This is a genomic window from Staphylococcus sp. GDH8C109P (assembly GCF_017893405.1).
Lineage (GTDB): Bacteria > Bacillota > Bacilli > Staphylococcales > Staphylococcaceae > Staphylococcus > Staphylococcus cohnii.
This window is the reverse complement of record NZ_JAESMX010000013.1, coordinates 117,492-144,006: the sequence shown is the minus strand read 5'-3', so window position 1 is coordinate 144,006 and position 26,515 is coordinate 117,492. Positions and strand designations below refer to the sequence as shown.

General features: G+C 32.0%; 22 protein-coding genes, 1 pseudogene and 1 riboswitch. Of the genes and pseudogenes, 9 read left to right on the top strand and 14 right to left on the bottom strand.

Going from position 1 to position 26,515, the window contains the following annotated elements:
- Window positions 1-197: 197 nt before the first annotated feature.
- The 7 genes from dapD to KA867_RS05455 form a co-directional block, all read right to left on the bottom strand.
- Complete coding sequence (dapD, locus tag KA867_RS05485) at window positions 198-917, bottom strand: 2,3,4,5-tetrahydropyridine-2,6-dicarboxylate N-acetyltransferase (RefSeq protein WP_210137276.1); 720 nt, start codon at window positions 915-917, stop codon at window positions 198-200.
- A gap of 22 nt (window positions 918-939) precedes the next feature.
- Window positions 940-1,662, bottom strand: coding sequence for a 4-hydroxy-tetrahydrodipicolinate reductase (dapB, locus tag KA867_RS05480; protein WP_210137275.1), 723 nt, complete (start codon window positions 1,660-1,662; stop codon window positions 940-942).
- Window positions 1,659-2,546 carry a 4-hydroxy-tetrahydrodipicolinate synthase gene (dapA, locus tag KA867_RS05475; protein ID WP_210137274.1) on the bottom strand — a complete coding sequence of 296 codons (888 nt, stop codon included), beginning with the start codon at window positions 2,544-2,546 and terminating at the stop codon, window positions 1,659-1,661. Before dapA ends, dapB begins: the two co-directional genes overlap by 4 nt.
- Before the next feature lies 1 nt (window position 2,547).
- The gene (locus KA867_RS05470; protein WP_210137273.1) at window positions 2,548-3,537 is read right to left on the bottom strand and encodes an aspartate-semialdehyde dehydrogenase; all 990 of its coding nucleotides are present in this window, start codon (window positions 3,535-3,537) and stop codon (window positions 2,548-2,550) included.
- 60 nt (window positions 3,538-3,597) lie between these two features.
- Window positions 3,598-4,806: an aspartate kinase gene (locus tag KA867_RS05465; protein ID WP_107383937.1), complete on the bottom strand. Its 1,209-nt coding sequence runs from the start codon at window positions 4,804-4,806 to the stop codon at window positions 3,598-3,600.
- 82 nt (window positions 4,807-4,888) lie between these two features.
- Window positions 4,889-5,067, bottom strand: a riboswitch (Lysine riboswitch).
- A gap of 180 nt (window positions 5,068-5,247) precedes the next feature.
- Window positions 5,248-6,078: an aldo/keto reductase gene (locus KA867_RS05460; protein ID WP_210137272.1), complete on the bottom strand. Its 831-nt coding sequence runs from the start codon at window positions 6,076-6,078 to the stop codon at window positions 5,248-5,250.
- Between the two features lie 612 nt (window positions 6,079-6,690).
- The gene (locus tag KA867_RS05455; protein WP_019468776.1) at window positions 6,691-8,295 is read right to left on the bottom strand and encodes an ABC-F family ATP-binding cassette domain-containing protein; all 1,605 of its coding nucleotides are present in this window, start codon (window positions 8,293-8,295) and stop codon (window positions 6,691-6,693) included.
- Window positions 8,296-8,438: 143 nt separating this feature from the next.
- On the opposite strand from KA867_RS05455, the gene KA867_RS05450 reads away from it, so the two are divergent.
- The 6 genes from KA867_RS05450 to phoU all read left to right on the top strand — a co-directional run bounded on the left by KA867_RS05450 (window position 8,439) and on the right by phoU (window position 14,290).
- Complete coding sequence (locus KA867_RS05450) at window positions 8,439-9,338, top strand: CvfB family protein (protein ID WP_210137271.1); 900 nt, start codon at window positions 8,439-8,441, stop codon at window positions 9,336-9,338.
- Window positions 9,339-9,665: 327 nt separating this feature from the next.
- Complete coding sequence (locus KA867_RS05445; protein WP_210137270.1) at window positions 9,666-10,625, top strand: PstS family phosphate ABC transporter substrate-binding protein; 960 nt, start codon at window positions 9,666-9,668, stop codon at window positions 10,623-10,625.
- A gap of 200 nt (window positions 10,626-10,825) precedes the next feature.
- Window positions 10,826-11,755, top strand: a complete 930-nt coding sequence (pstC, locus tag KA867_RS05440) for a phosphate ABC transporter permease subunit PstC (RefSeq protein WP_107383941.1) — start codon at window positions 10,826-10,828, stop codon at window positions 11,753-11,755.
- Window position 11,756: 1 nt separating this feature from the next.
- The gene (gene pstA, locus KA867_RS05435) at window positions 11,757-12,668 is read left to right on the top strand and encodes a phosphate ABC transporter permease PstA (protein WP_210137269.1); all 912 of its coding nucleotides are present in this window, start codon (window positions 11,757-11,759) and stop codon (window positions 12,666-12,668) included.
- A 92-nt stretch (window positions 12,669-12,760) separates the two neighbouring features.
- Window positions 12,761-13,642, top strand: coding sequence for a phosphate ABC transporter ATP-binding protein PstB (gene pstB, locus KA867_RS05430; protein WP_210137268.1), 882 nt, complete (start codon window positions 12,761-12,763; stop codon window positions 13,640-13,642).
- A gap of 3 nt (window positions 13,643-13,645) precedes the next feature.
- Window positions 13,646-14,290, top strand: coding sequence for a phosphate signaling complex protein PhoU (gene phoU / locus KA867_RS05425; RefSeq protein ID WP_019468770.1), 645 nt, complete (start codon window positions 13,646-13,648; stop codon window positions 14,288-14,290).
- A 107-nt stretch (window positions 14,291-14,397) separates the two neighbouring features.
- Here the strand turns inward: phoU and pepF are convergent, their stop codons facing one another.
- Window positions 14,398-16,218, bottom strand: a complete 1,821-nt coding sequence (pepF, locus tag KA867_RS05420; RefSeq protein ID WP_210137267.1) for an oligoendopeptidase F — start codon at window positions 16,216-16,218, stop codon at window positions 14,398-14,400.
- Window positions 16,219-16,476: 258 nt separating this feature from the next.
- Here pepF and KA867_RS05415 point away from each other — a divergent pair, with 258 nt between their 5' ends.
- A complete protein-coding gene (locus KA867_RS05415; RefSeq protein ID WP_210137266.1) occupies window positions 16,477-16,827 on the top strand; it encodes a hypothetical protein in 351 nt (116 codons plus the stop codon).
- A gap of 177 nt (window positions 16,828-17,004) precedes the next feature.
- On the top strand, window positions 17,005-17,760 hold the full coding sequence (locus KA867_RS05410; protein WP_210137265.1) for a MerR family transcriptional regulator: 756 nt from the start codon (window positions 17,005-17,007) through the stop codon (window positions 17,758-17,760).
- A 941-nt stretch (window positions 17,761-18,701) separates the two neighbouring features.
- Here KA867_RS05410 and KA867_RS05405 read toward each other — a convergent pair.
- Window positions 18,702-19,886 (bottom strand): annotated as a pseudogene (locus KA867_RS05405) (class I SAM-dependent methyltransferase).
- Between the two features lie 204 nt (window positions 19,887-20,090).
- Between KA867_RS05405 and KA867_RS05400 the strand changes: the two are divergent.
- Window positions 20,091-20,612, top strand: coding sequence for a DUF308 domain-containing protein (locus tag KA867_RS05400; protein ID WP_210137264.1), 522 nt, complete (start codon window positions 20,091-20,093; stop codon window positions 20,610-20,612).
- Window positions 20,613-20,939: 327 nt separating this feature from the next.
- Here the strand turns inward: KA867_RS05400 and KA867_RS05395 are convergent, their stop codons facing one another.
- The 5 genes from KA867_RS05395 to trpB form a co-directional block, all read right to left on the bottom strand.
- A complete protein-coding gene (locus KA867_RS05395) occupies window positions 20,940-22,199 on the bottom strand; it encodes an aminoacyltransferase (protein WP_210137263.1) in 1,260 nt (419 codons plus the stop codon).
- A 32-nt stretch (window positions 22,200-22,231) separates the two neighbouring features.
- Window positions 22,232-23,491, bottom strand: a complete 1,260-nt coding sequence (locus KA867_RS05390; RefSeq protein WP_210137262.1) for an aminoacyltransferase — start codon at window positions 23,489-23,491, stop codon at window positions 22,232-22,234.
- A gap of 292 nt (window positions 23,492-23,783) precedes the next feature.
- Window positions 23,784-24,443: a type 1 glutamine amidotransferase domain-containing protein gene (locus tag KA867_RS05385; protein WP_210137261.1), complete on the bottom strand. Its 660-nt coding sequence runs from the start codon at window positions 24,441-24,443 to the stop codon at window positions 23,784-23,786.
- Between the two features lie 120 nt (window positions 24,444-24,563).
- Window positions 24,564-25,307, bottom strand: coding sequence for a tryptophan synthase subunit alpha (gene trpA / locus KA867_RS05380; protein WP_210137260.1), 744 nt, complete (start codon window positions 25,305-25,307; stop codon window positions 24,564-24,566).
- On the bottom strand, window positions 25,300-26,514 hold the full coding sequence (gene trpB, locus KA867_RS05375) for a tryptophan synthase subunit beta (protein ID WP_210137259.1): 1,215 nt from the start codon (window positions 26,512-26,514) through the stop codon (window positions 25,300-25,302). The genes trpA and trpB overlap by 8 nt, the downstream gene beginning before the upstream one ends.
- Window position 26,515 lies beyond the last annotated feature (1 nt).

Here is a 26,515-nt window from a genome sequence, read left to right as displayed (position 1 = left end):
TAATATGTATAGGTATAAAATAATGCTCAATTAAGACGATTTATGTATAAAAAGGAGGTTAGACGATTTGCATAGTTACATATTGATATTCACATTAAAATAAATGTGTATATATCAATAATTACATGTTATTTCGTCTAAAACCTCCTATAAATATTAAAATTTCAGTTTTTATTAATTATCTATTTAATTTGAAATTAATCATTTAATTTTCTTAGTGCTGAAACAATTTCTCTTTTTGAATCTTCAACTTCACTTGTTTGCTTAATCACTTTTGCTGGTGTTCCAGCAACTACAGAACCAGCAGGAACATCTTGTGTAACGATTGCACCAGCTGCAACAATAGAACCTTCTCCAACACGAACACCTTCAAGTATCACTGCATTTGCACCAATGAGTACGTCATCTTCAATGACCACTGGTGATGCACTAGGTGGTTCAATCACGCCAGCTAATACTGCACCAGCTCCAACATGGACGTTTTTACCTGTAGTAGCACGACCGCCAAGTGTTGCGTTCATGTCTACCATAGTTCCTTCACCAACAACAGCACCGATATTGATAGTAGCACCCATCATAATCACTGCGCCATCTTCAATCGTAGCTTGTTCACGAATAAATGCACCAGGTTCTATACGTGCATTCGTATTGGTTAAGTCTTTTAATGGAATTGCTGAATTACGACGGTCCATCTCAACTTCTAATTCATCAATCACTGATTGATGATTTTCATAAAATTGCTTCCAATCATCTGCTTCACAAAAAATTACCTTAGAATCAGAACCACCAAACACTTTAAAGCTGTCAGGTAAGGTTACATTGTCAAACTGCCCATTCACATAAACTTTAAGTGGTGTAGATTTCTTTGCATCACTTATATATTGAATGATTTCTTCTGCCGTTAAATGTTGTACCATAATTTAATTCGCTCCTTAAAAGTTATAAATTATCAAACGTATAAAATGCATTTGATTTATTAATTAATTTTTCTGCTGCACCAATCGCTCCATTAGCAAAAATATCTTTTGATTGAGCACGGTGGGTGATTTCTATTGTTTCATCAGTACCTGCAAATAAAACATCATGTTCTCCAACAATCGTACCACCACGTATTGAGTGAATACCAATTTCATCTTGTGAACGCTTTTCATTTATTTCATGTCTGTCGTAAACTGGTGTTGTCTTTTCACGTAAGGACTCAATTACATCATAAAGTTTTACTAATGTACCACTAGGTGCATCCACTTTTTTATTATGATGTGCTTCTGTAAGTTCAATGTCAAAATCTTGAAGTAGGGGAACAGCAGCCTCCAAAATTTTAGTTAGTGCGTGAACCCCATAACTCATATTTGCACTGAAAAATACTGGCATTTCACTACTTAATTCTTTTAATTTTGCAATAATTTTTTCTTTTTCCCCAGTTGTTGCGATAACTAATGGCAAATTAAATTCATCATTTAACAAAGGCAACAATAACTCTGGATTTGAAAAATCGATTGCGACATCAGCATCTTTAACGTCTGAAATACGTTGGAACGTTGGATAAGGGTATGATTTTGATGGGTTAGGTACAATCACACCTTCAATTTGATGTCCTTTTTCTTCAGCTAATCTTGCTACCCTTTGATTCATGGCTCCATAGCCTATTAACACAATCTTCATGTATTGTCACCTGCTTTAAATTGTTCGTATGCTTGCTCTAACGTTTGACGTTCTGCATCTTGAAGCTTCACTAATGGAAGGCGTACTTCATAATTACCAAACCCTTCAACCGCTGTTAATGCTTTGATTGGAATAGGATTGACATCAACAGCTAGTGCATCTAATAGGGTTTGAATTGGTTGAAATTGTGAATTGATATCTTTTCCACTTTGCTTTGCATCGAATAAAGACTGAAACGCATTAGGAATGACATTTGCTGCAACAGAAATGACACCGTGACCACCTTTTTCAAAATATTCAACCACATTATCATCATTACCGCTGTACAAAGCAAAGTTATTTAAATCTAAACGTTTTTTCAATTCATCCATATATTCAAAATCATTAGTAGCATCTTTTAGCGCTACAATATATTCATTATTACTTAATGTTTCAACTGTTTCTGGATTAATAGTCATATTCGTACGCGAAGGTACATTATACAAAATGACAGGTAATTTTACTGCGTTAGCTATTGTTGTAAAATGTTCAATCAATCCACGCTGATTTGTTTTATTATAGTAGGGCGTAATCAACATAATACCATCTGCGCCAATTTCTCTCGCACGTACTGAAGCTTGGATAGATTTTTGAGTATTATTTGTACCCGTTCCAGCAATAACTGGTACTTTACCATCTACATAATTCACAACTGTCTCCAACACTTGATCTTTTTCTTCATCTGTTAAAGTAGGATTTTCAGCTGTTGTACCATTAACCACGATACATTTCGCATTATTTTCTAATAAATATTTCACATGTCTTCTAAGCGCATTTAAATCAACTTCATTATGTGTAAACGGTGTTGTTAGAGCAACACCTACACCTTCAAAAATATGTCCCATTTTATTTTACTCCTTTCAAACTCATTACTTGTTCTAGAATTTGTACTGCATTTAAAGCTGCACCTTTTAGTAAATTGTCTGAAGTACACCAAACATGGAAAGTATTATCTAATGAATCATCTCGACGAATTCTACCAACAAAAATTTCATCTTTGCCAGTAGCATTAACCGCTAATGGATATTCATTTTGTTCTGGATTATCAATAAGAACAACGCGTTGATCATTGTCAAAGAGTTGCTGAATCGCTTGAACTGAACTTTCACTTTCAAGCGTAACGCCCATATGCACACTGTGACTATCTTGAACAGGCACACGTACACAAGTTGCTGTTACTTTTAAATCATCATCTTTTAAAATTTTTCTAGTCTCATCAATCATTTTTTGCTCTTCTTTTGTATACCCATTTTCTAAAAAACTATCAATATGTGGTAACACGTTATTATAGATAGGGTGAGGATATGCTTCCGGCGCTTTGCCATTCGCACCTTCAGATAAGTCTTGTCTACCTTTTACACCAGATCCTGAAACTGCTTGATATGTTGTATAAGCTACACGATCTAAACCAAATGCTTCTTGTAATACCTTTAAAGGTACAACCGATTGAATAGTAGAGCAATTGGGATTAGCGATAATTTTTCTGTTTAAAACAGGTTCATTAACTTCAGGTACAATTAAATCAATGTCATCTGCCATTCTCCATTGACTAGAATTATCAATAACAATGGCACCAGCTTGTTCAAAAATAGGGGAGAAGTGGGCACTTGTACTTCCACCGGCACTCATTAAAACATAATCATAATGTTCACTTGCAGCCTCTTCAGTTAATTCTTTAACAATATACGTTTTGCCTTGGAATTCAATTGCTTCTCCTGCTGAACGTGCTGAAGAAAATAATACTAATTCATCAAACGGTATATTTTTACGATCTAATGTTTCCAACATTTTTCTTCCTACTAAACCAGTTGCGCCTGCTATTGCTAATTTTGTCATAGAATATACACTCCATTTTCATTTTTATAAAGTTTTTAAAATTAATTATTTTTAGAAAATTCAGATATCAAAAGTTTGATATAAAGCATGAACTGCACGTTCACCATTTTCGGAATCTATTACACATGAAATACTAATTTCTGATGTGGTGGTTTGATAAAAAGCAATATCATTTTCAATCAATGTAATAAATGCTTTTGAAGCAACACCAGACATATCTCGCATACCAGAACCGATTAATGAAAGTTTAACGTATCCTTCGTTAATCTTGAAGTCTAATGCATTAAACCTTTCTTTTAATACATCTAAGATGTTTGTTATTTGAACAGCGTCTGTATCTTTTATCGTAAAAGACATTTGCAATCCTTCCAAATTAATGATTTGAGAAATCATATCCACATTGACTGAGCCTTCTTCTAAATGATTGAATAAATCCGTCAATAATCTATTGTCCGGTAGGGGATAACTAATTGTAACATGTAACATGTGTGTATCTAATGCTACACCAGTAACTGCTTTTTTTTCTAATAATTCTGCTTGTGACATAATCCATGTTCCTTTCACATTTGATAAAGTTCTTCCTAAATACAGTGGGATGTTATAATTATTTGCTAATTCCACGCTTCTAGTTTCAAGTACACCTGCACCTAAAGCGCTCATTTCCATCATTTCCTCGTAAGATACATATGCTAATCGTTTCGCATCTTTGTAAACCCTTGGATCTGTCGCATACACACCGTCTACATCGGTATATATCTCACAAGTCGTTTGATTACTTGCAGCTAAAGCTACAGCAGTCGTGTCTGAGCCACCACGACCTAAGGTGGTTATTTCTAATTCATCATTAATACCTTGAAAACCTGCTATCACTAGTACATCATTGTTTTCAAAAGCTTGTTCAAATGTACTAGGATTGATTTCAGCAATTTTACTTTTCAAATGATGACCAACCGTTTTAATTCCTGCTTGATATCCAGTCATCGCTTTTGCGTTTACGCCGATATCGTTTAATACCATCGACAAATAGGAAACGGTCTGTTGTTCACCGGTTGTTAATAGCAAGGCCAATTCTTGATCTTTGGGTGTCGTAGTAAGCGTTGAAACATTAGCCATAAGCTCATCTGTTGTTTTTCCCATTGCACTAACGACAACGATAAGTTGTTCGCCTTCATCAACTCTTGTTTTTAACATGCCTGCTATATTTTTAATTTTAGTAAAATCACTTACAGATGAACCTCCAAATTTCAAAACACTTCTTTCCAATTCCATATCCTCCTCATTTGATAGGGGAGAATCACAGTGATATAAAAAAAGAACAAGTCCGGAATGCGAACCTGTTCTATAATTTATATACAAGTGATGCACTCCATTATTTTAAAATAATGACAGACTCTTAGCTCTTAACCATAAAGTCCAACTTGTTATAAGCTGCTATTATAACTGTTTCGGCATCTCACCCTTTCAAAATTAGCTGCTAGCAGACAGGTTCTTCTAAAATTTACTCATGATTGATGCGCCTCATCAAAACTTATTTAATTTTGTTTATGAATCATATTATACATATGCTTATATATACTGTAAACCGCTTTTACAAAGTTTTTTAAATTTACTGAAAAATCAAACTGTTTTATTAACGTTTTGCTAAATAAGTGTAATTGTATATTTTTAAAAATTTAAATATTAATATATCCAAATGTATGAACTATTAATTTAAAATTCTTCATAAGTGGCTGGATCTTGGTCTTTACGTCTGCCATCTGTACGTGTTAGTGCATTGATTTGCTCAATATCATTACTATCAAGATAAAAGTCAAAAATATCTATGTTTTGCAGTTGTCTTGATACAGTTGTAGATTTCGGAATAGGTACAACACCATTTTGAATATGCCATTTTAATATAACTTGAGGAATGGTTTTGTTATGTTTTGTAGCAATTTCGACAAGATTTTCATCATCAATAACACTAGAAGCACGACCTAATGGGCTCCATGCTTGAGTAACAATTCCTTTGGATGTGTTGTACTGAACTAATGCTTCTTGATTGAAATACGGATGTAATTCAATTTGGTTTACAGCTGGCAAAACACCCGTTTCTTGTTGTAGTGTTTCAATATGTTCTGGTAAAAAATTACACACACCTATTGATTTTATTAAGCCTGCTTTTTGTGCTGCAATCATTGCTTGCCAAGCTTCAACATATTTACCTTGTTTAGGATTAGGCCAGTGAATTAAATATAAATCAAGATAATCAACACCTAAGCGATAAATTGATTCCTGAATTGCAGTCAGTGCATCATCGTAAGATTGATAACGTCCAGGCAATTTTGAAGTAATCATAATTTGATCTCGTGAAACACTGCTCATCTCGATTGCTTTACCAACTGTTCCTTCATTTTCATAATTATAAGCTGTATCTAATAAACGATAACCTTGTTCTAATGCATTCACAATCGCATGTGCACCATGAGCACCATTTAACTTATATGTACCAAACCCAATTTGAGGAATCACTTGTCCATCTAACATATTTAACTGTTCCATTTACATACCTCCATAACGATATATGCTTTTGATTATATAATGCATAACCATTTATGACTAATATTTAGACTTCATAGTGAAGACAAATAAACTGATATATATCAATATCTCAGTTTCAGAACGTAGACAAACCTTTTGCGCCGATTTGCGAAGGGTTTATCTATTGTCTATTTATATAGCTTTTTCAAAATAGTAGGGGGATTTCAGACCATTATTGGCCATTTTACTAACCATATTGCCATTTTTAAAAGATTCATGGCAACACAAATTAGCATGGTATCCATAGAAACTTTGTCATTCAGAGACTATATTTAGTGTGATATTGGCAGTGATTTGGGCCGACTCCTGTGGGAAGCGCACTAGCCGAAGACTACAAGCTACGGCAGCGGTCGCGGAAAGCGTGCACAAAAAAACTGTCGACAAAGTCGGAGACTTTGTCGACAGCCTGAGCTAAGATATATTAATATCTCAGCTTCAACATATAATTTCATCCACTGATGATAATTTTCATATATGCTTAATAATGCTATTTGCAATCTAAGATCCACCATTGAAATATCCAATACTTTTAATCTAGGTGATGACTAATATAGTTCTATATTTTTAATGGTCTTATTTATTTAAAACGCCAGTTTCTTGTAAATAAGCTTCATATGATATTTCTTTTGATAAACCACCAGTAGGATTTAAGTCAATTACTCGATTCGCGATTGTGTTGATAAATTCAAAGTCATACGATGTGAAAATCATTGAACCTTTGAAATTTTTCAAACCATCGTTCACTGCAGTAATACTTTCTAAATCTAAATGGTTCGTTGGTTCATCTAGTAATAGAACATTCGCACTAGATAACATCATTTTGCTTAACATACAACGCACTTTTTCTCCACCAGATAAAACACTCGCTTTTTTCTTAACTTCTTCACCGCTAAATAACATGCGGCCTAAGAAACCTCTTAAGAATGTTTCAGTTTGTTCGTCTTCAGGCGCATATTGACGTAACCAATCAACAAGGTTCATATTTACACCTTCGAAGTATTCAGAGTTATCTTTAGGGAAGTAACTACGTGAAGTCGTAACACCCCATTTTACAGTTCCTTCATCTGGCGTCATTTCACCAGCTAATATTTTGAGTAATGTCGTTTTCGCAATTTCACTATCTCCAATTAAAACTGCTTTATCATTAGGATTCATTGTAAATGAAATATTATCTAACACTTTATTACCATCTATCGTTTTTGATACATTTTCTACAAATAGTAAATCATTACCGATTTCACGTTCTGGTGTGAATTTCACATATGGGTAACGACGTGAAGAAGGTTGAATATCATCTAGTTCAATTTTTTCTAGTTGCTTTTTACGGCTTGTTGCTTGTTTAGATTTAGATGCATTTGCAGAGAAACGAGCAACGAAATCTTGCAATTCTTTAATCTTTTCTTCTTTTTTCTTGTTTTGCTCTTGTGCCATTTTCATTGCTAATTGACTTGATTGATACCAAAAATCATAGTTACCTACGTATACTTTTATTTTTCCATAATCTAAGTCTGCAATATGTGTACATACATTATTTAAAAAGTGTCGATCATGCGATACTACAATCACTGTATTTTCAAAATTGATTAAGAAATCTTCTAACCAACTTATCGCAGGGATATCTAAACCATTGGTCGGTTCATCAAGTAGAAGTACATCAGGTTTACCAAACAAACTTTGTGCTAATAATACTTTTACTTTTTGGTTATTTTCTAATTCAGCCATTTTTTTATCTTGTAAATCTGCAGATATACCTAAACCAGATAATAAAGAACCTGCATCTGCTTCGGCATTCCAGCCGTCCATTTCAGCAAATTCACCTTCTAATTCTGCAGCTCTGATACCATCTTCATCACTGAAATCCGGTTTCATATAAATTTCATCTTTTTCTTTCATCACTTCATATAGACGTTCATGTCCTTTTATTACAACATCAATTACACGTTCTTCTTCATATGCAAAGTGATCCTGTTTTAAGATTGCTAAACGTTCGTCTTTCCCCATAGATACATGACCTGATTGTGCATCCAACTCACCAGATAAAATCTTTAAAAATGTCGATTTCCCAGCACCATTAGCTCCAATCAAACCATAACAATTTCCTTCTGTAAATTTAATATTTACATCCTCGAATAATTTACGATCACCAAATCGTAAACTCACATCAGTAACTTGTAACATGCATTTGCTCCTTTACGTTAATCTACCGGACAAATTATAACACACTTAAGAGGTAGTTTCGACCATTCACAATGAGTTGATGCTTGTTTCTTTATAGCATGTTATAATAGATAAGAATAAATTTAAGTACGAAGGAGAACAGTATGGCCCAAGAAGAGAAAAATATTGTAGGTTCCATTGAATTCCTTGAAGTTGTGGGATTAGAAGGATCTACTTACAAGTTACAAGGACCAAACGGAGAAGAAGTTAAACTCAATCAATCAGAAGTTAATGAAGAAGATGATTTAATCATAGGCGAGGAATATAGCTTTTTCATTTATCCTAATAGATCAGGCGCATTGTTTGCTACACAAAATATGCCAGACATTACTACTAGCAAATATGATTTTGTGAAAGTTTTAAAAACCGATCGAGATGGTGCACATGTTGACGTAGGTCTTCCAAGAGAAGTTTTAATTCCGTGGATTGATTTACCAAAAGTAAAAGATGTATGGCCAATACAAGGTGATGAATTATTAGTTACTTTACGTATTGATAGCGAAAACAACATGTTTGCTCGTCTAGCAACTGAAACAATTGTTGATTCAATGTACACACCAGTAAACGATGATACATTACAAAATAAAGTTATCGAAGCAAGACCATACAGAGTTTTGAGAATTGGAAGCTTCATGCTATCCAAAGATGGTCACAAAATATTCGTACATGAGTCTGAACGTAAATCTGAACCTCGCTTAGGTGAAAAGCTAGAAGTTCGAATTATCGGGCATAATGAAAAAGGGGAACTCAACGGTTCTTTTTTACCATTCGCACATGAAAGACTTGACGAAGATGGTCAACATATTTTTAATTTACTTGTAGAATATGATGGTGAACTTCCTTTTTGGGATAAATCAAGCCCTGAAGCCATTAAAGAAGTATTTAATATGAGTAAAGGCGCATTTAAACGTGCGATTGGTCATTTATATAAAAACAAAATTATAACAATTGAAACTGGTAAAATCACGTTAACTAATAAAGGTTGGAGCAGAGTTGAAGACTAGTTCTTTCTATATTAAATAGTGTGTAAATATTTATAATTTTATCCTGTACTACATAAATCAACATGTAGCACAGGATTTTTTTGTTTTTATATTACAAATCATGCGCTTTTTGTAATATTCATATTGTCACAAACGTTGTCATATCAAGGTTTAATTAAAAATATACGTTATAGATCTTATCATTGTGAATTTTGTAAACAAGGTCAATAAATACTTAACAAAACATTTACATTAACTATATTTGTATTTAATAAAAGGTGTGTAGTATAGGAACTGTAAGAAATACATATAACTTTTGGGTTATTCACTTATTAGGAGGATGTTTCAATGAAAAAATGGCAATTATTTGGTACTACTGTAATCGGTGCTTCACTTTTATTAGGAGCTTGTGGCGGCGGAAATAGCGATTCTGGTAAAGGAAGTGGAGAAGTTAAAGGTGATGGTTCATCTACTGTAGGTCCAATCATTGAAAAATTAAATGAAAAATTTGCTAAAGATAATTCAGATGTAACTGTATCAAATGGTACATCGGGAACTGGTGGTGGATTTGAAAAATTCATTTCAGGCAGCACTGATTTCTCAAATGCATCTAGACCTATAAAAGATGAAGAAAAGAAAAAATTAGATGATAAAGGCATTAAATATGATGAATTTAAAGTTGCACAAGATGGTGTAACAATTACAGTAAATAAAGAAAATGACTTTGTAGATGAACTTACGAAAGAGCAATTAAGCGAAATCTACTCAGGTAAAGCAAAAACATGGAAAGATGTTAATTCAAAATGGCCAGATAAAGAAATTAAAGCATTCTCTCCTGACCAATCACACGGTACTTACGATTTCTTCTCTGAAGAAATTATGGACAAAAAAGATATCAAAGCAGAGAAAAATGCTGACACAAATACAATTGTCCAATCAGTAGAGAAAAACAAAGACAGTGTTGGTTACTTTGGTTATAACTTCTATAAACAAAATAAAGACAAATTAAAAGAAGTTAAAATCAAAGATGAGAATGGCCAATTAACAGAACCAACTAAGAAAACAATCCAAGATGGTTCTTACGCATTAAGCAGACCACTTTATATCTACACTAACGAGAAAAAATTAAAAGATAATGAAGGATTCCAAGACTTCATGAAATTTGTCATGAAGGATAAAGGAAAATCAGCTGAGGAAGCAGGATTCGTTGCTTTACCTGAAAAAGATTACACAGAACAACAAAGTAAATTAAAAGACATCATTGGTAAAGATAGCGACAAAAAAGACAGCAAAAAAGAAGATAAATAAACATAATAGCAATTTTTAAAGTTGGGATTCCGGAAGTAGATAGACAAAACATATTATTAAAATTATCTATCTACTTCCAAGTTCAATTTATCTAGCGTTTAACAATATAGTGAAAATCGCTATGTTGCTAAACGCTAGATGAAGAACAGTCCCAACTTTATTTTAAATATTGGGAGTCTATACGAAAGAAGGGTATTTACATGGCTAATCAGAATACTTCTGTTAGTGAAATGATTGCTAAAAATAACGGCAAGAAAAAAGGTATTAGCGATAAAATTGTACCGATCATTCTGGGAATCATTGCAATTTGCTCAATTTTAGCAACAGTAGGGATTATCGTTACATTATTAACAGAAACCATTACATTTTTTACACGTGTTCCAATAACTGAATTTTTATTTTCTAAAGAATGGAATCCATTCTCATCAACACCACAATATGGTATTTGGGCATTAATTTTAGGTACGCTTAAAATTACAGCTATTGCAACAATCGTTGCTGTTCCTCTTGGTTTAGGAGCTGCTTTATATTTAAGTGAATATGCTTCTACAAGAGTGAGAAAAATAATAAAACCTATATTAGAAATATTGTCTGGGATACCAACAATTGTTTTCGGCTTTTTCGCTTTAACATTTGTTACACCTGTTCTCCGTTCAATATTTCCTGAGCTAGGCAGCTTTAACTCAATTAGTCCTGGTATTGTCGTAGGCGTTATGATTATTCCATTGATTTCAAGTATGAGTGAAGATGCTATGTCATCAGTGCCAAACAAAATACGTGAAGGTGCACTTGGTCTAGGCGCAACAAAATTTGAAGTTGCAACAAAAGTAATATTACCAGCCGCTACTTCAGGTATTATGGCGTCTATCGTATTAGCTATTTCACGTGCAATTGGAGAAACGATGATTGTATCACTTGCTGCAGGTAGTACACCTAGTTCCTCATTAGATTTAACTGGGTCAATCCAAACTATGACAGGATATATTGTACAAGTAGCAACAGGAGATGCGACATTTGGCTCTGATATCTATTACAGTATCTATGCTGTTGGTTTCACATTATTCTTATTCACACTTGTGATGAATTTAATTTCACAATGGATTACGAAACGCTTTAGAGAGGAGTATTAATATGGCAGAGACAAATACTAAAGCGCTTGTTAATCAACAAAAAGTTGAAAAAAAACTTTCCAGTAGGTTAGCAACAAATAAATTCAATAAATGGGCATTTTTTACATGTACTTTAGTTGCCTTACTTTTTCTAGCAGCTTTAATTATAGACACATTCATTAAAGGCGCGGGGCATTTAACACCGTCATTCTTCAGTAATTTCTCATCTTCAACGCCTTCTATGTCAGGTGTAAAAGGTGGTTTGATCGGTACAATTTGGTTGATGATTACAATCATACCCATTTCAATTGTATTAGGTGTAGGTACAGCAATTTATTTAGAGGAATATGCCAAAGATAATGCACTTACAAGCTTTATTAAAGTCAGTATTTCAAACTTAGCCGGTGTACCTTCAGTAGTTTTTGGTTTGCTTGGACTCACTATTTTTGTAAGAGGTATGGGGATAGAAGCACTTGCTTTAAGTAACTCTGTACTTGCAGCAGCATTAACTATGTCGTTACTAATCTTACCAGTGATTATTGTTGCAAGCCAGGAAGCTATCAGATCTGTGCCAAGTTCTGTTAGAGAAGCTTCATATGGTTTAGGTGGAAATAAATGGCAAACAATACGCCGAGTTGTCTTACCAGCAGCTATTCCAGGTATACTAACAGGTTTCATTCTAGCATTATCACGTGCATTAGGTGAAACTGCACCACTCATATTAATCGGTATACCGACCGTATTATTAAGTTTACCTTCAAGTGTATTCGACCAATTCCAAGCATTACCTATGGCGATTTACAATTGGGCTAAACTTCCACAAGATGAATTCCAAAATGTTGCGTCTGCCGGTATCATTGTCTTGCTTGTCATTTTACTACTAATGAACGCAATTGCGATATTCTTGAGAAACAAATACAGTAAAAAATATTAATGTTATTTCAAAATCAAATTTAATTAAATGGTTATTTTGGGGAGAAATTATAATTTTATAGTTTAAAAATAACCGTAAAAGGAGTTTTAATTATGACTAAAGATACAATTAAAGAGGAAAAAACAAAAATAGCGGAACATACGAATCAAAATTCAGTTCCAATTGCATCGATTGATAGAGACACAGATAACAAAGAACATAAAATTCCTGATAGTGAGAAAAAAATCGTCTATTCTACAAAAAATTTAGATTTATGGTACGGCGATAATCATGCTTTAAAAAACATAAATCTTGATATCTTAGAAAATAATGTCACTGCCATTATAGGGCCATCAGGTTGTGGTAAATCTACTTATATCAAAACATTAAATAGAATGGTAGAACTTGTGCCATCTGTTAAAACAGCAGGTAAAATCATTTACCGTGATCAAAATATTTTCGACGAAAAATATTCAGTTGAAAAATTAAGAACAAATGTCGGAATGGTATTCCAACAACCCAACCCATTTCCAAAATCAATATATGATAATATCACATACGGACCTAAAATACATGGTATTAAAAACAAAAAGATTCTTGATGAGATTGTAGAAAAATCTTTACGTGGCGCTGCAATATGGGATGAATTAAAAGATCGCTTAGATACAAACGCATATAGCTTATCAGGTGGTCAACAACAGCGTGTTTGTATTGCACGTACATTAGCAATTGAACCAGATGTTATCTTAATGGATGAACCAACATCTGCGTTAGATCCAATTTCAACATTAAAAGTAGAAGAACTCGTACAAGAACTAAAAGAAAAATATTCAATCATTATCGTTACACATAATATGCAACAAGCTGCGCGTGTTTCTGATAAAACAGCATTCTTCCTTAACGGTTATGTAAATGAATACGACGACACTGATAAAATCTTCTCTAACCCATCTGATAAACAAACCGAAGATTATATCTCTGGTCGTTTCGGTTAATATATGGTTATTAGAGAGAAATATGAAGGCCAATTAGACGCATTAATGAAAGATTTGCGTCGACTTGGCCTTCACGTATATTATAATATTGAATATGGATTAAAATCGTTAAGTGAAGAGGATAGAAATTATGCACGGGAAACAATTGCGAATGATAAAGACATCAATGCTTTAGAAACAGAAATAAATGAAAAAGTAATTATGTTAATTACTAAACAACAGCCCATCGCTACTGATTTAAGGTTGATGATGGCTGCATTAAAAATCGCTTCTGATTTTGAAAGAATTGGTGATAATGCTGCAAATATTGCAGAAATTAGATTACGAGCCAAAATCACCGATGAATACGTGCTTACAAGATTGAACACAATGGGTAAACTTGCATTATTAATGTTAAAAGATTTAGATGATGCGGTAAAAAGAGACGATGTTACCTTGATTAAGGAAATTATTGAACGTGACGAAGATATTGATGATTTATATAAAAATATTGTTAATACAACTTATTTGATAGATAATGATCCTTTTGTTGCAGGACAAGCACATCTAGCAGCCAGACATTTGGAACGCATCGGTGACCACATCAGTAATGTTGCAGAAAGTATTTTTTACTTTGTCACAGGTGAACGTTACGAATCATATGACTAAAAAACAAAAAGCACGATGTCGAAGATAAGCTACAGCCAGTTGTAAAACAGGACTTGCTTATTTTATTGACATCGTGCTTTTTAAGAATATGTCTTTATTTATATTTATTAGTGTTGATGATTATCTACTTCAATTTCATCTGTAAGCTGCTCCAACTCATCTACCAATTTACCTATATATGCAATTGTAGATTTTAATGGCTGATCAGTGCGAATATCAATACCAGCTAATTGAGCTAATTCAGTAGGCGATTGGCTGCCACCTGCTTGCAATGTTTTTAACCAATCATTCACAGCAGGTTGTCCTTCTTGCTGAATACGTTGTGACATAACTGTACCTATTGTTAAGCCAGCAGAATAAGTATACGAATATAATCCCATATAATAATGTGGTTGTCTCATCCATGTAAGCTCTGAACCTTTAGTAAATTTAACACTTTCTCCAAAGAATTGAGTGTACATATCCAACATAATTCGATTTAATACTGGTGCAGTCAGCGATTCACCATTATCAACCTTTTTATATACTTCGCGTTGATACGCTGCTTCCAGTAAATGCGTTACCATATTGTGATAATATGTTCTAGAAACGATAGAACCAATAACCCAACGCTTAAATTGAGCATCGTTACTATTTTCGAATAAATAATTTGCCATTAACATCTCATTCATTGTCGATGGTGCCTCTACAAAATACATGGATGGTTCTGATTCCAAATAATTTTGATGACTTTGTCCTAACGTAAAATGGCCAGCGTGTCCTAACTCATGTGCTAAAACAAAAGTCTCAGTCATTTTACCAGTCCAAGAAATAAATATATATGAATGTGTAGCATATGGACTAGCACAATACGCTCCAGTATCTTTGCCTTTGTTTTGAGCAAAATCTATCCATCTATCTTGATAAGCTGTTTCAACCATATTCAAATAATTTTCACCTAATACATTTAATGCGCCATAAATATATTTTTTAGAATCTTCAATAGAGATATCTGGTTCGTAATTAGGATCTATAGATATCTTTAAATCTTCAAAGTGCATAACTTCTAAGCCATGAACACGCTTAATCAATCTCGCATATTTTTGCATAATAGGCGCTAAATCACTCATAATAACATCAATTTGACGGTCAAACATATCTCGCGTAATTTCTTGATCTTGTAATAGGTAATCAATTACAGAATCATATCCACGTAGATCTGCTTCAATTTTTTCTTGTTGTACTTGCATATTATATGTAGCAGCAGTTGTATGTTGGTACTTATTTAATGCATCGCTAAATTTCTTGAAACTAATTCTTCTAAATGCTTCTTCTGGATGATCTTCATATTCATTTTCAAAGGTAGCATAGTCTAAAGGATATGTTTTACCGTTATATTCAAATGAATCAAAATCTATATCTAACATCTTCGTTATACCATATAGTTCAAAAGGGCGTTCAAACACTGATGATAAACTTGCTAATGTTTTTTCGACTTCAGGACTAAGTTGATACGGTTTACTTTTTTTTAATTTTTTTAAAAAATGTGGGTATTTAGATGTTGAAATAAAATGATTTAATACATCATCAGAAAGTTCCAATATTTCTGATTCAACAAATGATAGCTCGCTCGCAATTTTTCCATAAGTATTTGAAAATTTAGCACTTAATGTTTGTGCTTGTTCATTCGCCGTATCTACACTTAATCTCAATTCTGCATAATTTGCCATTTTATCTAATTGGACCAAGATATCAGAATATATAGCTAATGCTTTTTCAATAATAGTAGGATTATCCAATTGATGAACATAATTTTCATTAAATGTTTTAGCAGCTGCTTTGGTGTTATCTAAAGTTTGATAAAATGCTTCATCTGATGAAAATAAAGCTGAAATATCCCAAGTTGTTTCAGCTGGAACTTCATTTCTAAGTGGTAAAGTATCTGCCATTTAATCACTCCTAAGCATATATAATAATTTCATGTTTAATTATACATGAAATTACCTAGTAAGATACAATTGTGCGTTTATAGACCACATACGCGCAAGTAAAGGGGTTATCTAATTGTATAAAGAATGGTAATTTGACGTGGTTAATGCAATATTTTAATATGTTATTATACTACTTAAGATGGATATGATATATAATGTCATTTAGTATAATTGTTATAATGACTAATATGTCGATTTTTATAAGGAGCGCTATAAATGACTATTTTTGATTTACCTAATTTTTTATGGATTACAGTAGTGGCTGTTATAGTAGTTACATTATTCTGTACACTTGTTTTAAATAAATGGTTTGCAGCTGCTATTTTAACATTTGTTATATTAGCTATTGCTGCATTCTTAATACCTAATTTTGAAAATATTACTTACGAGCCTTTATTAGGTTTTGCTGCATTTATGGCGGTATTAAGTTTAATCATGAGCTTTTTAATTTGGTACTTTACACGTGACTTCAGACGTAAACGTCGAGAAAAAAAGGCATTAAAAGAAATGAAAAAACGTGGTATCTCACCTGAAGACGAAACACACGAATTTAAAAGAAAAAAATAATTGTTAAAGGTAACGTCGAAATAAAAATGCAAAGATCATTTATTAATATCGAAAGTCCCCAGACATTTTTTGTCTCAGGGACTTTTTATTTTTATTATATTGCTAATAAAACAAAATTTATTATTGACCCTGACGTTCCGTTAAGCATTATAGTCATTATATGAGGAGGTAAGATAAATGCAAATGACGGTCAAACAAATAGCCAATTTAGTAGGTATTAGTGTGCGGACGTTACATTACTATGATGAAATTAATTTATTAAATCCAACAAAACTGTCCAAGTCAGGATATCGGCTATATTCAGAAGCAGACCTAGATAAACTACAGCAAATTTTATTTTTTAGAGAACTCGACTTTTCTCTTAAAAAAATAAAATCAATCATTGATAGCCCGTCTTTCGATAGACAAGAAGCGTTAAAAATACACAAGCAATTACTAATTGAAAGAAAAAATCGTACTGATCAAATGATTCAAACAATCGATCAAACATTACGTCACATGAGAGGAGAAATAACAATGACAAATGAAGAAAAATTCGAAGGTTTTAATTTTGATAATTCACCTAAAAGCTATGATGAAGAAGCACGTAAAAAGTGGGGTGATAGCATGATTATAAAAGCTAACCAACCTATTAACTCATGGTCAGATAAAGAAAAAGATGTAAAATCAAAAGAAATGAATGATATCTTTTCAACTTTCGCTAATTTAAAAAGTCAGCCACCAGAATCTGTTGAAGTCCAGTCAAACGTACAAAAATGGTATGATTATTTAAATTCAAACTTAAATTTTAATTACACATTAGATATTTTTGAGTCCTTAGGTAATATGTATATCGAAGACGAGCGATTCAAAGTAAATCTTGATAAATTTGGCACAGGCACTGCTCAATTCATTAAAGACTCCATAGATGTTTATGTAAAAAACAAGCAATGATGATATGCCTTTATTAAATCAAAAAAATTACGATTTGATAAAGGCATATATTTTATGTAAATTTATCAACTATATTTCAATATCAATGATTAAAACTGTAATCTTCATATAATGTTTAATAGATTTTAGTAAATAATTAATAGATACGTATCGCTACATAATTTAAAATGCAATACAAATCACTATATAGAGTGATTCCTTAGCAACTTAATAATTACAGTTATTAAAGTAGATAACGAATAATCTAATTTAAACTACAACTAGAATATGAAATTGGTTATTCAAAAAGCTAACGAAAATAAATTAGAACAAACGTAAATAACATAATAATTATAAGATAGGTCCCTTATATCATAATATACATAACTTCCTATAATATATATTATGTAAACTAAAATGTTAATTCATATATGTATGCTGATTTATCTATGAGATTTCATCATATAATATGTCCTTAATTAATTTAACCAAAACTTAAACTACAAATACAAAATTGATTTAAACTGACAAGCACATCATATTTCATTCGTGTGAACATCACTAATTGGATGTTACTTTTTCTTAACCATCCGCAACGTGTATTTACAGTAATCTAAATGACAATAACATTATCACAAATCAATTTATCGCTCAGTTGCAATCACATTTACATAGATACACAAAAACAAAGTTCAACGTTCAAAAATCAACTTCTCAGCGTTTCAATTGAGATATTTCATTTAAAAAGTAATTATACTTACTATTAATTATAAGAGTATTACTATCAAATAATATTTATAACAATCCTTACTTAACTTGTGGTTTAAAAATTAGCATATACAATTATAAGTTTACATAATATAAATAACGTTAATTAAATGTTTATGTTACTGTATCATATAAAAATCAATAGTGTTGAGACTAAAAGTAAAATTTCAACACTATTGATCAAAAATTTTATTTTAATTATCTTTGTATAAATAAGCTCTTGTCATTGGCAGTTCGTTATTGACGCCTTTTGTGATTAAAAATTAGTGCAAATCGGAAACACCACATGTGAAGTTTGCTGCACATGCATTCAAATACAAACGCCACATTCTTATAAACCTCTCATCAAATTGTTCTCGTACTTTATCTATATTTGCTTCAAAATTTTCTGCCCAGTTGCGTAAAGTTAACGTGTAATGCCTTCTTAAACTTTCTACATCTACAATTTTCAAGTTATTTTGTGACATATTGTCAACTAACGCTCTTATAGAAGGAATTGCACCTCCAGGAAAAATATATTTAGTGAGAAAGTCGTTACCTTCTACTTCTACAAGTCCAGTAATACAATGCAATAAGGCCACACCGCCATCGTTCAATAGCTTATGTGTATTTTCCATGAATATAGGAATATGATCATGGCCAACATGTTCTAACATGCCTACGCTTACAATGCGATCAAATGTTCTCTTTTCATTAATAAGTTCTCTATAATCCATTAACTTAACATCCACTTGACCGATCAAACCTTCAGCTTTAATGCGCTCTTTTGTTTTAATATATTGTTCTTCACTTAATGTAATACCTAACGTTTGGACATTATATTGTTTTGCAGCTTCAATAATAAGATGTCCCCATCCAGATCCAATATCTAATAAATTTTGTCCAGATTGTAAATTAAGCTTTTTTAATATATGGTTAATCTTGTTAACTTGAGCTGTATATAACGAATCTTCTTTCGTTTTAAAATATGCACAAGAATAATTCATTGTTTCATCTAACCATAAGCGATAAAAATCGTTGCCTAAATCATAATGAAATGAAGCATTTTCTTTCGCAGTTTTTTTATTGTTTTTATATTTTTTACGAGAGTGCACATATTTTTGCTTAGGTTTATTAATAAAACTTTTTTGTTGTGAAAAGATGGACTCCATAATAAATTCTAAATCACCACTGACTTCAATATACTTATCCATATAGCCTTCTGCTAATGCAATCATCGGATTTGCTTTTAACAATTTTTTATTTAATGGCTTATTGAAAGTTAAATGAAATTTAGCAATTCCATCGTTATAATGTACGGTTGAACCATCCCAAAATGTTACACTAAACGGCTCAGTCGCTAAATTTTTTAATAGTTTTTTATAAATTGATTTTTGAATCGAAATTCCCACTGATCATACACTCCTAAAACGAATACTTAATTTTAAAACCATACATATTATAGAGTGAACCTAAATATTTATTAAATCAAACAAAACAGGTTACTTTGTTATTCAATTTTGTTAACATAATAATATTATTATTTACTAAAGTGTTGAATACTTTCATTTTGGGTAAATATTATTGAGATTGGAGTGAAAAACATGCAACAAAAATCAGGTATCAAATGGTCCAGTTTATTAATAGGTGTTTTCTTCTTGATTATAGGCGTTTTTATCATTAGTTTTCCTGAAGAAAATTTATTTGCCATTACTTGGTTAATAGGTATTTTATTTATAATTAATGGCTTTATTGAAATTTTTGTAAGACGTATTATGAAACAAGCCACGCAGAATGGTTCAAATTTACTGATTATCTTAGGTATTATCAACATTATTATTGGTATACTTATACTATTTAATGTAGTAACAAGTACAACATTTATTGTTTATTTATTTGCTATATGGTTTATTATTAATGCACTTTTGAATATGTTTACGATTACACCAGCAGAAGGCGCAAACAAACGATTTCATATAGTATCTATTATATTAAACATTATAGAAATTATATTTGGTATCATTTTATTGTTTAATCCATTGATAGCTGCCGTTGTTATCGCAGTATTTATGAGCGCAGTTTTCTTTATTATTGGAATAACTTATCTCATAGATGCTTTACGTTAATTATTTTTAAAAAAGTATTTCTAATATATTAGAAATACTTTTTTAACCTAAAATTTTTGAATAATATTATTTATTAATTTACTATTCTGTTTATATAATAAAATGATATTGCACTTCTGATTAGTGAGATATATACTAAAAATGTGGAAAACAACCAGAGTTGACATCGCATGAAAATCCACACAAAAGGAGTGGGACGAAATCTAATTTTATTAAAATGATTTCTTCCTACATGAAATGAGGCTGTAGGAATCCATTATGTCTCAGCCTCTTTTGAACATAAGAAAGCATACTGGCTTAGGGCTTATATACCAGTATGCTTTCTTTTTATTTTTTAATTTTTTTTCTAATATTGTTAAGCGTATTGAATAACTTATACTTCGTTTTTTTGATTGGTTTATAAAAATCACCAATTAATTCTTCGATTTGTACGCTGAAACCTCGTTTGAATCGATAAACACCATAATCTTCACTATTTTCAGTGAAGTCACCAGATAAGCCATAGAAATTATAACGGCCATATCCATGATCAAAACAATAGTTAATCATAAACCAATGCATCATATAAGGCCCCATATATTGATTGTATTTTTCAGATGATCCACCTGAGAAATAATTCACTTCATACGCATTAGCGAAATATACGCCTGCTGCAAGGTTTAAGATTGAGCCATCTGTCTGTCTTAATTCACTCGCATGTAATAATTCTTTTTTATCATGTTCAATTTGTTTATCGATTTCAGCAATTTTTTTCAATTGCTTATCAGATTTATTTTCATTTTGCATCATTTGATCTCTACGCGCTTCTTTTTCATTTATACTTTCTTGCGTATTCGTAATATATTCATCTAGATCAATATAAGCTAGAGGAATCAAAGCTTTATCGCCATAATTATCTATGAAATTATAGAAATATTCATCAGTTTTTGATACAAAACCAGCTCGTTTTTCAGTTTCACGATAAAGTGATAAAAAGATGTCAAATTCATCTCTTTCTAAAAATCTTACTTTCACACCAAAATTAATTGCTTTATTAATATTTCGTTTTCTTTGACTATCAAACTGTTTTTTTAATGACGCTGGTGATTTACCATCTAAATTAAGTACGCCCATCCATCTAACTTGACTTGATGTATCATATTCTGTTGTAAAACCATGATGTGTATATCCATGTGATTTAAATAAATTAACAAGTGCATCATTTTCTTGATAATCAGGCATTGGATTAATATCTTTATCATAAATTTGGTATATCCAATAAGGATCCATTTTCACATATAAACAATTTTGTTTTTGAAGGTAAGTATCTAATTCACGTAAATAGAAATCAACTAAACCTAAATCATTATAATCCATGACTGGACCGCGGTTTGAATAATATACATAGCTACCCATAGTTGGGATTTTAGAGAAAAGACTAGCTGCGATAACTTGATTATCATCATCTTTTAAGCCTAATAAAACAACTTGAAAACCATCTTCTTCTCTAGTAGCTATATTTTCCTTTACTTGAAAGTAATGACTCTCTAATGCTGGATTTTGTACAAAATTGTCATATTCTTTGACAGTTAACTCTGTAAATTTCATTATAGCTAGTTCCTTTCTAAATATAATACGTGTTACTTTTTATCTTTTAATCTCTTTAACATTGTATAAATTTTGTACATTGGTTTATTTATTGGTTTTATAAAATCACCAACATATTCAACTACATCAGCGTTAAAGCCTTTTTTAAATTTAACAACACCTGCATCTTCTGCATGTTCTGAAAAATCACCACTTATGCCATAGAAGTTATATCTATCAATATTATTATCGATTGCATAATTTATCATTTTCCATTGTATTGCATAGCTTCCCGCAAAGTGTCTAAATTCGTTAGATGTTCCTCCAGCGTAATACACTACCTCGTACGGATTAACAATAAAGAATGCTGCTGAAATTGGTAATTCATTACCGTGTTGTTCTTGTAATGACTTAGCTTCATCAATTTTTTGTTGATTTGCAATAAGTTGTTTTTCTAAATTTTCTTTTTTATTATATGCTTTTTTATTTTCAGGACGTTTTTCTATATCTTTCAGCGCTTTGTTGATATCTTTACTTAACACTTCACGCTCTGACTTGAGTTCATCGATATATGCTTCAAAATCCATATAAGCTAATGGCACCAATACACGATTCTTATAATACTTTAACCTATTGTAATAGAAACTGTCTTCTCTATCATCGAAATCTTTAGATTCTGAAGTATCTTCCATAAACGAACGGAAAATAGGTAATTCATCTTCGCCTAAAAATCTGACTTTCACGCCATTTTTTTGAACTTTTTTCGTATTACGTTTACGTAAACTATCCATATCATTTAGTACATCTTTTGCTGTCTTATCTTTTAAATCTAATACAGAATGGAATCTTATTTGAATAATTGGATCAAAACCAGTTAAAAATCCTTGATGTTTATAACCAAGTTGTTTCATTTTATCGAAGATCCAATCATGACCTGCATTTTCTAATACATCTCCATCGTGATTTCGATATTGATATGCCAAGTATGGATCTACTCTTAAATATAATGCATTATGTTTTTTTACATATTTAGCTAATTCATTGAAAAAATAATGGACGAGTTCTTTATTTTCGAAATCAATCACTGGTCCACGATTTGTATAAAAATATTTAAATATTTTCATAACTGGTACAGCCGTCAATAAACATGCTGCTATAACTTCATTTTCATTATTTTTAACGCCTACTAAATGTGTTTCTGTGCCTTCTGCAATTTTTAACTCATAATTCCCTACCATCTGTGTGAAATGACTGTTGGGCATGTGATCAACAAATGCACCAAACTCTTTTGCAGTTAAATTCGTAAATTTCATTTTATATACTCCTATTTGTCTATAGTACTTTATTTCGAGTTTAAACTTTAATCTTAATTATTATACAATATTCAATTATAAAACAAAATCGATACCCTAGTTAGAATTACTAAATGCTACAATTTACTTATAATTTATGTATTGTTTTATTATAGCATTACTTTTATTCTAACAAAGAATAACTATTTAAACACAAATCTTAATTTATTTATGTAAATATAAAAACTACTAACAAGTTTTTTACTTGTTAGTAGTTCGTGTTACCCAATATAACTTATTTTTAAAATCCCACCTATTTTAAAGCATCTTTTAATGCTTCACCGATTGCTACACTTGATTGAGGATTTTGACCAGTGATGAATTGACGATCTGTTTCAACATGTTCGGTAAAGTTATCTTTGGTAACGAATTTAGCGCCTTGTTGCTCTAATTCTGTTTGTGTTAAGAATGGTACTTTATTCTCTAGTCCCATCGTACGCTCTTCATCATCTGTAAATGATGTTAAAGTAACACCTTCTACGAGATATTTACCATTTTTATCTTTTGCACCGACAAATGCACTTGGTCCATGACATACAGAACTTATAAACTTGCCTTCATCTTTAAAATCAGCTAAGATAGTAGCTAATTTTTGATTGTGAGCAAAATCAAATACTGTACCGTGTCCACCTGGTAGATAAACTGCATCATAATCTGAAACATTAATGTTATCTATACTTGGTACATCACTTATTTTCCCTACAAATTGTGCATATTTCGTTAATTCGTCATTTTGAGTTGAATTTGGATCTAAAGGAATTTCTCCACCTTCAATTGAAACGATATCTACGTCGATACCTGATTCTGTTAAAATATGATATGGTTCACTTGCCTCCTCCAACCATAATCCAGTTGGTGTGCCATCTTCATATTGTGCTCTACTTGTTATAATGAATAAAACTTTTTTATTCACGATTGTCACCTCTTCATTTATTTAGGTTATTATCTACTTGAAATCACATCGAATACATTTCGATGTTTCAATTTTGACTATCTATTTCAAATAATACCCACCTAAAATAAACATTACACATCATTCATTAATTTGTACATCATCTAGGGTTGTTCTAATCGAATTTAGATACGCGATTGTCGTTTCTTTTTGGTCATGTTCAAACCGTTTAACGATTTCACTACCGATGACTACGCCATCAGCTACTTCGCTAATGTCATTAACATGCGTTTTAGTACGAATACCAAAACCGGCCACTACAGGTACATGTGCTTTGTTTTTAATTTTTTCAATTTTTCGTTTTAGTTCTGGATGAAACTTTCCATTTTCTCCAGTTGTTGCATTCATTGTAACTGTATAGATAAACCCTTCCGCATTTTCAGAAATTTGATCGATGCGTTCATCAGATGTTGTCATAGCAATTAATGAAATAATATTAACTTTACGATGAGGATGTCTATCTTTTAATTGTTGGACAAGTTCATGTGGCAAATCAGGTATAATTAATCCATATACACCAGCTTTTTCACATGCATCAAAAAATGCATCTTCTCCATAGTGATTAATAATATTGATATACGTCATAAGTACATATTGACTGTTTATAGAATCACGATGTGCAGTCAGTTCATCAAAAATATATGCGATATTCACGCCTTGTTGTATTGCTTTATTTCCAGCTTCCATAATCACTGGCCCATCAGCTACTGGATCTGAAAATGGAACGCCTACTTCAATAATATCCGCGCCTGATTCACTTAATATTTTCATATTTTCAATAAAATTTTTGTTCCCCATGATATAGGGAATAAATAATTTATGCATTACTTTCGCCACCTTGTCTCATGTAGTTTCTAATCGTTTCCATATCTTTATCACCACGTCCTGACACAGTTACGACAATGATTTGATCTTTATCCATAGATGGTGCTAGCTCTTCAACAAAACTTAATGCATGTGCACTTTCTATCGCTGGTATAATTCCTTCTGCCTGGGTAAATTTCACCAATGCATCCATCGCTTGTCTATCATTAGCAGTTGCATATTTAACTCTACCAATATCATGATAATACGAATGCTCAGGTCCTACGCCCGGATAATCTAATCCAGCTGAGATTGAATGCGCTAATTCTATCTGTCCATTGTCATCTTGTATTAAATACATTTTTGTACCATGTAAAATACCTTCATGCCCTTTATTTATTGCGAGCGCATGTTTATCACTGTCAATGCCCTCTCCTGCTGCTTCTACACCATATAGTGCAACATCATCTTGGATAAATGGATAAAATGTACCAATAGCATTTGATCCTCCACCTACGCATGCAATTAACGCATCTGGTAAACACCCTTCCTTCTCTATGATTTGATCTTTGATTTCAGTACCTATAACTTTTTGGAAATCTCTCACTATAGTCGGGAATGGATCTGGTCCTAAAGCAGACCCTAATAAATAATGTGTATCGTCTACATGACTCACCCAATATTGTAACGCCTTATTTACTGCATCAGATAATGTACCTTGTCCTTCAGTCACGGGTTCAACTTTTGCACCAAGTAATTCCATTCTAAATACATTTAACTCTTGTCGCTTGATATCTTCTTCGCCCATAAACACCACGAGCTCCATATCAAATAATGCTGCTGCTGTCGCGCTAGCAACTCCATGTTGTCCTGCACCTGTTTCTGCAACTAATTTATTTTTGCCCATTCTTTTAGCTAAAAGTGCTTGACCTAGGGCATTATTAATTTTGTGGGCACCAGTATGATTTAAATCTTCTCTTTTTAAATATATTTTTGCCCCGCCTAGCGCTTCTGTATATGATGCCGCATATGTTAATGGTGTCTCTCTTCCTACATAATCTTTTAAATAATTCTTCAGTTCATTTTGAAACTTAGGATCTATTTTAGCTTTTGCATAAGCTTGTTTAAGTTCTTGAATTGCTGGCATTAATGTTTCTGGGACATATTGCCCACCAAAATTACCGAAAAATCCAAATTCATCTGCTTCTGTCTGTATGTTTTTAACCATA